General features: G+C 54.1%; 8 protein-coding genes and 2 pseudogenes. 2 read left to right on the forward strand and 8 right to left on the reverse strand.

The genetic code is table 11. The annotated features are described in order from the left end of the window. Window positions 1-128 precede the first annotated feature (128 nt). Window positions 129-3,848 carry a DEAD/DEAH box helicase gene (locus tag AH68_RS06305; protein ID WP_236682476.1) on the reverse strand — a complete coding sequence of 1,240 codons (3,720 nt, stop codon included), beginning with the start codon at window positions 3,846-3,848 and terminating at the stop codon, window positions 129-131. Between the two features lie 211 nt (window positions 3,849-4,059). Continuing rightward, window positions 4,060-5,475: a C1 family peptidase gene (locus AH68_RS06310; protein ID WP_039199927.1), complete on the reverse strand. Its 1,416-nt coding sequence runs from the start codon at window positions 5,473-5,475 to the stop codon at window positions 4,060-4,062. 350 nt (window positions 5,476-5,825) lie between these two features. On the opposite strand from AH68_RS06310, the pseudogene AH68_RS06315 reads away from it, so the two are divergent. Further along, a pseudogene (locus AH68_RS06315) lies at window positions 5,826-6,323 on the forward strand (excalibur calcium-binding domain-containing protein); the annotation flags it as partial. A gap of 98 nt (window positions 6,324-6,421) precedes the next feature. On the opposite strand, the gene AH68_RS06320 reads toward AH68_RS06315, so the two are convergent. The 4 genes from AH68_RS06320 to AH68_RS06335 are packed head-to-tail and all read right to left on the reverse strand — an operon-like array spanning window position 6,422 to window position 9,381. Continuing rightward, the gene (locus AH68_RS06320; protein WP_039198616.1) at window positions 6,422-7,147 is read right to left on the reverse strand and encodes a potassium channel family protein; all 726 of its coding nucleotides are present in this window, start codon (window positions 7,145-7,147) and stop codon (window positions 6,422-6,424) included. A gap of 31 nt (window positions 7,148-7,178) precedes the next feature. Beyond that, window positions 7,179-8,171: a D-2-hydroxyacid dehydrogenase gene (locus AH68_RS06325; RefSeq protein ID WP_039198618.1), complete on the reverse strand. Its 993-nt coding sequence runs from the start codon at window positions 8,169-8,171 to the stop codon at window positions 7,179-7,181. A 53-nt stretch (window positions 8,172-8,224) separates the two neighbouring features. Then, entirely contained in the window at window positions 8,225-8,704 is a 480-nt protein-coding gene (gene dtd / locus AH68_RS06330) for a D-aminoacyl-tRNA deacylase (protein ID WP_039198621.1), read from the reverse strand. A gap of 17 nt (window positions 8,705-8,721) precedes the next feature. Beyond that, a complete protein-coding gene (locus AH68_RS06335) occupies window positions 8,722-9,381 on the reverse strand; it encodes an alpha/beta fold hydrolase (RefSeq protein ID WP_395947790.1) in 660 nt (219 codons plus the stop codon). 131 nt (window positions 9,382-9,512) lie between these two features. Between AH68_RS06335 and AH68_RS10930 the strand changes: the two are divergent. Next, window positions 9,513-9,590 (forward strand): annotated as a pseudogene (locus AH68_RS10930) (RarD protein); the annotation flags it as partial. A 259-nt stretch (window positions 9,591-9,849) separates the two neighbouring features. Here the strand turns inward: AH68_RS10930 and AH68_RS06340 are convergent. Continuing rightward, a complete protein-coding gene (locus AH68_RS06340; RefSeq protein ID WP_039198624.1) occupies window positions 9,850-10,047 on the reverse strand; it encodes a hypothetical protein in 198 nt (65 codons plus the stop codon). A gap of 93 nt (window positions 10,048-10,140) precedes the next feature. After that, window positions 10,141-12,279: a DUF2075 domain-containing protein gene (locus tag AH68_RS06345; protein ID WP_039198628.1), complete on the reverse strand. Its 2,139-nt coding sequence runs from the start codon at window positions 12,277-12,279 to the stop codon at window positions 10,141-10,143. Between the last annotated feature and the right edge of the window lie 47 nt (window positions 12,280-12,326).

The raw sequence follows: 12,326 nt of genomic DNA on the forward strand, positions 1-12,326 counted from the left end.
GATCTTAGCCTCGTATGCCTTTTGCCTATGACATGAACGTCGCCTCATGGTGCGTTGCCGCACTGTGTGCGCTTTGCCTGTTGCTTTCGTACCGTGTGCGTTCAAGTAAGCGGCAGGTACGTTGATTGTTATGCCAGCAGGTCGAGTAGGTCGTCTTTGCTGAGCGTGCCGACGCCTCCGGACGCGGTGCCGTCGGTGAACTGTTGGGCAAGTTCGCTTTTCTTCTCCTGAAGTTTGAGAATACGTTCCTCAATGGTGTCTTTGGCTACGATTTGGTACACGTTCACATCCTGCGTCTGCCCGATACGATGCGCACGGTCGGTGGCCTGGTTCTGCACGGCGGCGTTCCACCATGGGTCAGCGTGCACCACTACGGATGCGCCCACAAGGTTCAGTCCCGTGTTACCCGCCTTGAGCGAGATGAGAAATACAGGAACATCGTTGCCGTTGAATTCATCCACCAGTTCCACACGGCGTTTCTTCGGTGTCTCGCCGGTGATGGTGTAGAAGTCCATGCCATGTTCAGCCAAACGTGTACCAATCAGGTCAAGGAATGAAGTGAACTGCGAGAATACGAGCACTTTCTTGCCTTCGTCCATGCACGTGGATACGAGTTCGCAAATGGCGTCGAGTTTGGCGGAAGCATTTTTCACATCCGCATAGACGAGTCTCGGATCACAGCAGATTTCGCGTAGCAACGTGAATTCGGCAAGAATACGGATTTTCTTGGCATTGAAGTCGGCATCCTTGGTTTTGGTCAGGGTGGCACGCAACCGTTGTTCGTGTGCCGCATAGAGTTTGCGCTGTTCGCCTTCCAATTTGACGGTGAGCACGTTTTCGGACTTGTCAGGCAGATCGGTAAGCACATCTTTTTTCAGACGTCGTTTAATGAACAGTCCGACCAAAGCCTGCAGTTTGTCGGCCATGACGGAATGTTCCGAACCGGGTGCCATGATCGGCTGCTCATATTTTTCTCGGAACTTCGTGTAGGTTCCGAGCAATCCGGGCATGAGGAAGTCGAAGATGCTCCACAGTTCGCTCAACCGGTTTTCGATGGGCGTTCCGGTTAACGCGAACCGGTGTTCGGCGGTGATTTGCTTGACGGCTTTGGCTAGTTTGGTGGCATGGTTTTTGATGTATTGAGCTTCGTCAAGTGCCATTAATGCGAATCGGCAGTCGGCATAATCATCCACATCTCGACGCAGCAAATCGTAAGAGGTAATCACCACATCGGTTTGCTGCGTTTCATTGGTTTCAGGCGAATTGTTCCATTGCCGCGCCACGGTTGCGATGAGTTTGCGCCGTTGTGCCTTCGTGCCTGCCACGACTTCGATGGTGAGATCCTGCGTGAACTTCTCGCATTCGGCGGCCCAGTTGTATACCAAGGATGCCGGGCAGACAATCAACGCTGGGCCGTTCCCCTTGCGGGCTTCCACCAGTGACAGCAATTGCACGGATTTGCCCAGACCCATTTCGTCGGCGAGAATGCCACCGAAGCCTTTGTCCCACAAGGTGGAAAGCCATTGGAAGCCTTCCACTTGGTATGGGCGCAGTACGTTTTTGAGCTTGTTGGGCACTTCGTATCGTTTCGGGTCGATGATTTTCACATCGTTGACATAGTCGACGAACGATTCGCTTTTGCCGTCGTCATCAACTTGAGCATCCAAGAGGAACGCCTGATATCCGGGAATGGTGATTCTTCCGGAATCAATCTGTCTCTCATCAAGGTCAAGATCTGTGGCAATCTGATCAAGTTCATGCAGATCGGCATTCTTCAGATCAACGAACGTACCGTCCTTGAATCGATGGTAGCGGCGGTTCCTACGATAGGAATTCAGCAACGCGCCGACCTCGTTCATCGGCACTTCGCCGGCTATCGGCGAGATCTCAACCAGATTCGAGTCGATGGACAGTCCGACCTTCACCGTGGGGCTGCTTGGCATCATCATGCCGTCGAACGCGGCTGTGGAGAACACCTGTCCGACCGAGCGCAAGATATCCACGCCTTCGGTGAGCAAGAGCAGAATCGTCTGTTCGTCTTCCTCGCGAACCCGCGCCACGTCAATGGAACTCCATGTCGGGAAAAGCTGGCGAACCACCTGCACCGCGAATGATTCGCGAGCCGTATCTCGTTTGATGAGCGCCGCTTTCGACCGCGAATCCGGATTAATCACGCCTCGTAGTGCTTTAGCGGTCGGCACCAGCTGGAACACGAAATCGCCGTATCGTGCCACAGCCTCACAGGTGATGCCCTGCAGATCACGGTCCAAGTAGAATTCGATCTGGCAGTCGACTCCCATCTGTTCGGCGACTTCCTGCGGAATATCGAAGCCAATGCCCGCTTCGGTAAGTTTTGGCAGTATTGTTCGTGCGAACATGGGCCAGTCGTTTTCCGCGATGAACACACCATCGCTAACGTTCGATGCGCACAATGTCATCAACGCGTCCACTGCGGGAAGGATGCTGTCGGCGCAACGGAAGAACCCGCTCACTGGAATCATATGGGAATCCGTCGGAGTGCCGTTATGCTCGGCACTCATGAGGTACACGCCCCGCTGCCCAACAATCCGATCCGTGATGGTACGGTTCGACGTGATACGCACGCCCGACGAAGCGCCTTCCTTCACATATTCGGCGATGAACCGAAATTGCGGATTGCCATCGAATATGGCGATAGTATGCGATCTGGACTCCCCTGGCGTGGTCACTTCGACATAGTCCGGAGCGGTGTCATCCGTATGGGCGAAATCATCCGGAGTGAGCTGTCGCGCCCTCTCACGCCCCTCATGCTTGGGAGCTTCCACCGGCCCACGTGCTATCAGCACGTCTTCGATGTAGTCCTGCTGCGATTCCGCTTCGAATAGGTTCAGCAGATCGCACAATTCCCCATCGGTAAGCATGATTTCACGTTCGATACGCACGTCTGGCGCGTAATAGTAGTTGTTCTGCAGCTGTGCAGCAACACGTGATCCAACAACACCTTGCAGGAATCGGAACAGCTGCAGCGAGAACGGTTCGAGCATGTCCGAAGTGTGGGTGAACGAGAGTTTCTGCCCATACGACACGTATGCCCCGTTGTGCATGTCGGCTACGAATTTGGAAATGCTTTTGATGATATAACTTGCGTCGCCGCAGCCAATTTTCAACGTCAGGCTCCACAACTCACGATTCATAATCAGCGTGGGCTTCAGACATACGCTTCCCGGTTTCACCATGATGGAACCGCTCTTGCGTTTTGTTTTCGTGGCCCCTTGCGTAATGGCGCCTCGTTGCTCGTCGGCGAGACGGCTTTTCGCGTCGACGATGCGCTTGAGCACGTCAAGCTGCACGCTTTGACCGGTATTGTCATTCTTCGCATCCAGCGCACGCATGTAGTCGGAGAGGATAGGCGAGGTCACGCCACTTCGCTTGAATCCGCGGAACCGTTCGGGCTGGTCAAGAAACAGCAGCAGCATTGCGGCGACATGCTTGCACATGCCGGTATAGCGGCGTCCCCCGGTCGGATCTGAATCGAACTCGTCATCGTCCTGCACATGGCCGAACGTCGATCCTGAACCGAAATCATCATAATCGTCGACATAATCGTATTCATCGTCATCATCGTCGAAACTGCGATAATTTGGATTGTTGCGGTAGCTGGGCGAATATGCCGACGAATACGTGCCATAACCGTGCTGCGAACCGTTGAACGCGGGGCACGAGCAATAGCGCGCCAAGAACAGTTCGTCGGAGAGATCGAGCGTGGCTTGCACTTCGTATCGGCTGGACGGTGAGGTGGTGCCCCGCATATTGGCATGCAGGGTGATGCGATCGGAATCGGAGTCGTTCAGGCAATGCAGATCCGACATTTTCGCACGCCACTGGTTGGCGATTCCACGGGCACGCTGCAATACAGGCTGACTGCATTCGCTGCGTAGTTCGTCGGAAAGCCATGACAAAGTATCCGCCAACTGAACCCCAATCGTTCGCACATTTGTTCTTATGCAAGAGTATCAGCACAGCGGAACAGGAAAGCCGTGGCTGCAATCCCAGCCACGGCTTCGCTCCATACCGGTTATATCAGCGGCAACGCTTGGTGAGCGGCTGCCATGGATCGAGTTCCACCGGTTCGGATTCCAGCAGCACGAGGGTGGCGTCGTCGAGGTATTCCCTGCGGATGATAATCTCGGTCACATAGCGGTCGAACCATGCGTCGGAGGCCACGTAGTAGCCGTCCTCGCCGTTGTCCTTGCCCCAGCTGTTCTCCACCTTCCAGCGGTTCGGCTTGCCTTGTTCATCAAGGTTTACGCCGGTAAGGGTCATGGCATGGTTGCTCGGGCTGTCGCCGTATTCGAGGCCGTGCGCCTTGTCGAAATTGAAATCGGTGCCGAACAGCTGGTCCACGCGCACGCTGTCACAGTCGAAATAGCCGGCCGCGCGCAACGAGAATTGGGTGCAGTCGCAGGCAAACCAGATCGGATGGCCGGCGCTGATCTGGTCGACGGCGGCCTTCTTGAATACGTCAAGCGGCACGTTGACGAATTCCATATCCTCCGCTTCGGAGACATTGGCGGTGTAGCGGATCCGGTAGCGCTTGTTGAACGGACGGGATTTCATCGGCACGTTGCACAGCGTCACCAGATCATCGACGTCCACCGGCACGTATTTCCTGTAGAATTCCATCGGCGTGATGCCGGTCTCACGGATCTGCCTGCGCTCGTCCTTGCCGGTCTTTGGATTGTCGGACTTGCCTTCGTCGGCTTTCTTGTCGTTTTTCTTGTCATCATCGCTCACGCGGGCCAGGAAGTCGAACCTCTCCGGCGGCTCACCAAGCGAGATGGCGCACATGCGGTACACGGTGGACATGTCGTCTTCCTTGACCGACCGCAACTCTTCAATCGAAGCTCCAGCGGCATGGCGTTCGCGCAAATCCGCCGCGAACTGGCGCAGCCTGCTGTTGAGATACTGTTTGAATGCGTCGGAATCCTTGGAATTGGCGGATTCCGGATATGCGTTCTTCGGCACAAGACCGTACTTGTCAACAAGGGCGGCGAACATCTGCCACCAACCGCCATCGTCGGCCGGACCATAGTTGATCTCCTGGAACAGGCGGCTGTCGGTCGGCTCGTCGAGCGTGGAAAGCACGTTCTCAAGATATGCGTTGGATTTCTCCATCGCATCCCAGAAAAACAGGTAGGTTTCGGAGAATTCGAAATCGTCAAGCCCCCATTTGTGCATAAGCTCATAGCGCAGGGTGTTGAGGGACGCGAACATCCAGCAGCGGCCCGATCTACGCTGGTTGGTGATGGAGCCCTGCTTCAGTTCGATGGAGAAGTCGCGCGGCAGCGAGCGCTGACCTTTGTAATCGGTGGCGGCTTCGAGCACGCCCGCGGATACTGCCGCGTTGGCTGCCACGAGATTGGCGCGGTCTGCGTTGAAGTCCTTGGCGTATTGCATGAGACGTTCCGATTTGATTGCCTTGCTATTGTTTGTCATATCGCCGATATTCGCCGTATGCCTTGACAGAACGGCACGTTCAGCCCCCATTTCGTTCTGTCCCAATTCCATTTTGCTTATATGTGGCAGATTCAGACACTTGCGGAAAACCATTTCGCTTATATGTGGCACTTTCTTCCACGTAAGCACCTCCATAGCCCCGGAAAAATACCCCCTTGTACGGTTTTCCCCAAAAGTATCTGCCACATATAAGCGAAATGACATCAGGCGGAATGGGAAATCTGCCACATATAAGTGATTTGACTTCGATTTGCGGGTACGCTGATAGCGTGTGAGAGTTCGGAGATGAGGAGCATATCATGCGTCGTCGCAATTCGATGATGTCCGGATTGCTGGCGGTACAGGGGAAGGCCGACTAGAAGAAGTCGGATGGCGATGCGGCCACGTGGTTGCCGTCCAACAGAAGTTTCCGTTGCGGAAATGTGGTACGCCAGATTGGTGTGAAGCACAAATATTCGCTGTGGGTCACGCAGGCCGAGAAAGAGGCCATATCCAAGGTATTGTCCTCCTGCCCGACGCAGACCGTGCCCGATTACATGGGAGTCAAGGATTCTACAGTCGAGAAGACCACCGAATCCGAGCAGACAGAACAGACGCAGACCGAACAATCAGCTGAGCAGGCCCAGCAGAATCAGCAAACGACACAGGCACCTGCACCCGAACCCACTCCGGCTCCCGCTCCCGCGCCCCAGCCAGCGCCACAGCAGGATGTCTACTACCAAAACTGCACCGCAGCACAGGCCGCTGGCACCGCGCCTATCTACCAGGGTCAGCCGGGCTACCGTTCGCAACTGGACCGCGACCATGACGGAGTCGCCTGCGAATAAATCCAATACAGTGCCTCCACCTTCCGGTTGCGAGACGTATGGCGCTTTTCCTATGTCTCAGCATTTTCCGTATTTCCGCAGTGCAGTCATGAGAACCGCTATAACCTGCGCAGCTGCGCGATATCATCGCGCAGCTGGTTGACGGTGTCCGTCAGTTCCCGCACATTGTGGCGCAACTGTTCCGTTTCCGATTCCGCCTCATCCGCACGCTTGTCGGTCTCGTCACGAACACGGTCGACGATCCATGAAGCCAGCGTCGCGGTGACGATGCCGATCAGGGCAACGCCGGTTATCATCAGTCCGATGGCGATACATCTTCCCTGCCATGTCACCGGGGACAAATCGCCATAGCCGACTGTGGTGACGGTCACGAACGACCACCATATCGCTTCACCGAAATCGGTGATGGAAGCGCCTGGAACCCCACGTTCCACATCCAATTCGGCAAGGGCACCGATATACATCAGTAGTGTCACGCTGCAGCATGTGTACAGTGTGATGCGCCCACGCACCGCCATGCCACCGGTACGATTGAGCACGTTGAGCACTGCCACCAGACGCAGCAGTCTCAATGGCCTGAAGACGGGCAATGCGATGGACACCAGCATCAGCAGATTGTCTTTGAACCAGGTTTTCTTGTCTTCCGCCAGCAGGATCGAAACGACGTAGTCGACGATGAACGCCATCCAGATGATGTTGATCACCATTTCACACAACAGGATATGCGTCCTCGCCAGAACTTCCCACGAATACGCGAACAGGAACACCAATGCCAACGCCGTCATGAACCATTCCGTCGCACGACGCCATTTGTTCAATGTCATACCTTCTCCTTTCTCCCCGCACGCGTGGCCGTCAGCCTTTGAGGGGCATGAGGTTGTTGAGAGGCTGCCCGTTGGCGTAGCAGCGTACATTGCCCAATGCGATGGCGATGATGCGGCGCTCGGTGATCTCAAGATGGTTGCCGCCCGCCACGTGTGGCGTGACCAGGCAACGAGGCTCGCTCCACAATGGCGATTCCTCCGGCAGCGGTTCCGGTTCGGTCACATCGAGCGCGGCGCCACGGATTCGTCCTTCCGCGAGCGCATCGGCAAGTGTCTGGCTTTCAATGGCGTCGCCGCGGCCCGCGTTGATGATGATGGCGTCGTTTTTGAGTTTGCTGATGCGTTTCGCATCGAGCAGGTGGCATGTTGCCGGGGTGGATGGTACGCACATGGCGATCACATCGGCGTATTGCAGGACGTCGTCGAAGGAATCGAAACCGACCATATGATCGACGCCCGGCGCTTCGACGGAGGGATTACGGCGAATGCCGATGGTTGTCATTCCGACGTTTTTGCAGAGTCGTGCGAAGTGTGATCCGATGTCGCCGATTCCGATGATGAGCGCAGTTTTGCCGTTGGGGCTGATGGCGCGGCCCGCGTCCTGCCACATGGCGTTCGGGTTGCTTGCCGCGTAGATGTGCAGGTTTTTCATGATGGCCCACATCATGGCGAACATGTGTTCGGAGACACTTTGTCCGTAGGTTCCGGTGGCATTGGTGAGCATGGATCCGGGCTGCAGGATGCCGGGTCGCTGGTATTTGTCGACGCCGGCGCTCCAAGTTTGCAACCATTCGAGTTTGGGGCATTGCGCGCATTCCTCGGGCGCGATGTTGCCGATGACCGCGGTGGCTTTGGCTTTGAGTTCCTCCGGTACTGCGGCGGTCCAGCTCATGCTTCCCCGTTGGGTCGAATCGCCGACGAATTCCTGTGGTATGTCTTTCGCGGCACGTATGAATTGCGCACGTTCGGATTCGGTCAACGGCAGGCAGTTGACGATCAGTTTGCGGTCGTTCCATATTCCCATGCGTTTTACCCTATGGCAATCGTCGGATATAGGGTTTCACGTTGGGTTCTGGGTCAGACGCCGAGTTCGTCGGTGTCAAAGATGATGGTGACCGGACCGTCGTTGGCGAGCCGCACGCGCATGTGGGAGCCGAATCGTCCTTCTTTTACTTCGAGTCCTTGTGCGCGCAGGGCGTCGTTGAATCCGTGCCATGTCTGTTCGGCGTGTGCGGGCGCTCCGGCTTTCACGAAGCTTGGGCGACTGCCTTTGCGCACGTCCGCGTATAGCGTGAATTGGGAGATGGACAGCACACTGCCGTTCACGTCGTGGATGGAACGGTTCATTTTGCCGTTCTCGTCTTCGAAGACGCGTAGGTTGGCGATTTTGCGGGCAAGCCAGTCGATTTGTTTCGCTCCGTCCGTGTCTTCCACTCCGACGAGCAGCACATAGCCGATGCCTATATGCTGTGGTTCGAATGTGGTGTCGACTTCTCCGCTTGTCTTGTCGACCACGTCGACGGATCCTTCGCTGACCTTCTGCAATACGATGCGCATATTCCGTCCCGTTCTTTTCAGCCGGCGTAGTCGACGATGGCCTGCGTGACCTGTTTCAGATAGTCGAGCGACGTCTGCCAATCGTCCGGCACTTCGATGGAATGGTTGGCACCAGCATACGTGTGCACATGGTCGGTGAGCAGATGCGCTTTGGCGTCATCGTAGTATGGGTCGGCGTCACCTGCGCAGATTAGCGGCATCGGGCTGCCGACAGTTCCCGGCAGCGGCGCGGGAATGACCGACTTGTGCTTGTCGAATGGCGGCGGGTTGAGTACCGGGGTGAGCAGCACCACGCGCAATCCTAGTTTTGCGGAATGCGGATATGAGAGTGTGGAGAGCGATTTGGTGACGACCAGCAACTGCGGCTCCTCACCCGATTCGGCAGCATGTTCGAGCGCCGCCTTGCGCCATTCGTCGACCACGCGTTCCATGCAGGCGATCATTTCCGGAAACTCGACGCTTTCCGTCAGTTTCAGGTCGAGCCGGTCCACGAACCATCCGTTGGCCGCAAGCGCCTGCGCTGCCCAGTACAGCAGCGGTCGGTCTACGGTGTATCCAATGCCCGGCATGATGAGCACGTGCTTGCCGGTTTCGGTGTTCTTCACACGGTTCTTACCCCATGGTGTGACCGCCGGTATGACGTTTTTCGTTGTTGGTTGCGTACCGTTCTTGCCCATGCTGTGTTTGATTCGCCTTTTCGTGTGTTCCGTCCGTCTTGGCCGGCCGTTGTGGCCGGCGTCGTTTCCCATATTGCATGCTAGGCGGCGCCGGCTACAATCGTTTCCGTCAGTTCACCACGCATTGGTTGCCGAACTACGGACCGACCTATTACGCCGCTTTCGTGCACGATCCGGAAGGCAACAACATCGAGGCCATGCTCACCTGAGTGTCCGACAGCTCAACAGCGACAAAACCAGATCCCGCCATACGTAATGTTCTCATGGCGGGACCTGCCATATTCCCAGAGAATCAAACATCTCAGCAGCCGTGTGGAAACGCGGGCCGTTCTCCGCTGAATATTCATGGACTTCCCGCAAGGCAGAAAACGTATCAGTAGGAACGGCGCTCTGTTGAGGAAGGTCTAATGAAAGTCGGAACTCGTACGCGTCTGGATTGGAACACATGTGATCCCCCCTTAGCCCTGGTTACTTGAACAGGTCGAACAGGCTGAACGTGGTCTTCTTGTAGACCGTGTTGTACAGCTTGCGCTTGGGATGCAGCCATCCCAAGCCCTTCTTGCCGTAGCCGGGGATCAACGCTTTCTTGACCGCGCGGGTGGCACGGCCTTTCGTGCGCGCGGACAGGCTCTTCTTCCAGCTGGGTTTCCTCATCCCGTATTTCATGACAGCCTCTTTTCGGACAGTTATGTATCGCTCAACATTGCATACGCATCGGCTGGATAAACTCAAAGATGAACATCAAGTACAGTCAAGCAATTACTTACTGGCAGCTTCTTTGAGAGCGGCCTGCAGTTCAGGATCAACGGCGAATAAATACAATCCATGCACACCGCGTTTGAGCAGAACATTCAGTTCATTACGCAGATTGGATTGCGCGTAGCTGATTGAGCCATTCCTCTTACTCACTGCACGTTTATTACAACTTGCCTTTTCGTTAAAAACGATTTTCCCTTCGCGATAGGTAACCGACGGTCCAATGATGACACCTACATAATTAAGATCAAACCCCTGAATAGAGAACGTTGATCCCACTTCATTAAGCGTATGCGGACTTTCCGCCCAGACAGCATCTAGGGAAAGACCCTTATCCCCTACCTTGATTTCGTAATTCCATGGATGACAGAAATAATCAGCTCTTCCATCAAAATTAAACGCATCGTATCCTCTCTGCATTCCCGGAGCCGCTCCCATGCGCCATACTCCCTGTGCATCGCAATGCATCTCAACATTCCAGAGACCATCGGGACTGGAATCGTTAATTTTGCCGCCCTTATACTCCCAATCATACGTAGCAACCACACGAGAAAGCCCGCATCCGTCAACGCCTGAAGCCTTTAGAGATGCCTTCTTCTTTATGGCTTTAAACAGTTCAACCGGAGAATCGAATACTCTGATTTCAAATGGCTCGCGGACATATTCGCCTGTTTCTCTATCCTTCTCCCCAATGTCTTGAGGAATACGACCTATTCTCTTACCATCAGCGAAATCATCAATCCATCGAATCGTCGCATCATCCGCAGCAATGCGAAATTGCCTATGCAAGCATATGCGACTTAGCAAATAGTGATCACCCCACATATTCAATGGCACAAATCGCTCCAACTGCCCGCTATAGCCAGCAGCAGTTTTTTGCACGTCGCTTTCTGCTTGCTGCGGAAAAAGCATGTCCTGACCCTCTTCGCTCCAACGCTGCGAAGTTTGCAAAATCTGATTCGGGTCGAATACCGCAATAACCACTTTCGCGCGACGCAATAAATCGTGCAGCATGTTCTTGCCCGAGTATCCTTGGTCACCCTGCGTCAACAGCAGATGAGCTTCATCAACAAGCACTACATCGGCTTTGCCTCGGGGCTTGTCCGCAATAGCTCGATTACTTGTTGTTTTCTCACTAAATCGATTGATGAATTGACTCGGTTTAAGAGCCACCTCGCCAAAATGTTTCTGCAAACCTAATTTGCTTGCAATTTGGTTATAGACGTGCATTTGCTGGTTATGGTTGACAAGAATATATGCTTTTCTGCGATTTTCCTTACTGATTTTTAGTGATGAATCGCTTTCCAGAATATCTTCATCATCTTCGTCATTGATGCGCCCATTGATATCCATTTCTGTTGCTATGCGATAAAACAGGTGACTTAGCAAAACCGTCTTTCCAGTACCCGCAACGCCTTGCACGAAAATCAGTCTCGATAAACCGGAATCGGCTGAATCACCAGAGCCGGCAAGAGCTTCAGAAAGCGCGTCCATAATCGATTCCTCCGCAGCTATCTGATCATCACTCAATTGGTGAAAAGGCGATGCTTTAAAAAGTGCAGAATCGCGAATAATCTCCTCAGCCGGAAATAGTTCCGGATTCTGTCGGTTCAGTTCCAGCCAGATGTCCGAGAAAATCTGGTTGAATTCATCCTGCGTATAGTAGTCGCCTTGCGCATTGGTGCGACGATTGTTCAAATTCTTGACTGCATCAGAGCCAAGAAGATAATGCATCAGCCGGTTCTCCACGTCCAAAGTCAGAGATTTGTTGAAATGCGGATTGCCAATGACATACTGCCACACAGAACGAGCGTCGCTCTGCAAATTTTCTTGAAATTCCTTCCAATCAACTCTCGTTTTGGGATCTTCCCTCAGATGCTGCATTGTTCGACTACGAATATTATTCGTCTCTCCCACATACACCGTATATTCGGGACGTAAAGTATGCTGATTCCTCTTCTTTGAATGAACCACATACACCGTTGGATAATCGAAAATATAGTGCAAAGTCTCACGCTCGACAGCAGATAATGTCTCGTATCCTAATTGCTCGACAAAGGCTTTCTCTATTTCTGCCTTGTCATCAATGCTCTGATAAGGCAAATCTATAATGATTGGCTTTGGAAGCGCGCTCTTCGTCATATGCTCATTATGCACCCGAGAGAGGCCTTCAGAAAAGATTCGACATA

This window comes from Bifidobacterium catenulatum PV20-2 (assembly GCF_000800455.1).
GTDB classification, from domain to species: domain Bacteria; phylum Actinomycetota; class Actinomycetes; order Actinomycetales; family Bifidobacteriaceae; genus Bifidobacterium; species Bifidobacterium kashiwanohense_A.

Coding starts and splice junctions, on each gene's coding strand:
- AH68_RS06340 (WP_039198624.1), bottom strand. CDS start 10,047: ATGAAATACGGGATGAGGAAACCCAGCTGGAAGAAGAGCCTGTCCGCG.
- AH68_RS06305 (WP_236682476.1), bottom strand. CDS start 3,848: ATGTCGGATCTGCATTGCCTGAACGACTCCGATTCCGATCGCATCACC.
- AH68_RS06345 (WP_039198628.1), bottom strand. CDS start 12,279: ATGACGAAGAGCGCGCTTCCAAAGCCAATCATTATAGATTTGCCTTAT.
- AH68_RS06320 (WP_039198616.1), bottom strand. CDS start 7,147: ATGACATTGAACAAATGGCGTCGTGCGACGGAATGGTTCATGACGGCG.
- AH68_RS06310 (WP_039199927.1), bottom strand. CDS start 5,475: ATGACAAACAATAGCAAGGCAATCAAATCGGAACGTCTCATGCAATAC.
- AH68_RS06325 (WP_039198618.1), bottom strand. CDS start 8,171: ATGGGAATATGGAACGACCGCAAACTGATCGTCAACTGCCTGCCGTTG.
- dtd (WP_039198621.1), bottom strand. CDS start 8,704: ATGCGCATCGTATTGCAGAAGGTCAGCGAAGGATCCGTCGACGTGGTC.
- AH68_RS06335 (WP_395947790.1), bottom strand. CDS start 9,381: ATGGGCAAGAACGGTACGCAACCAACAACGAAAAACGTCATACCGGCG.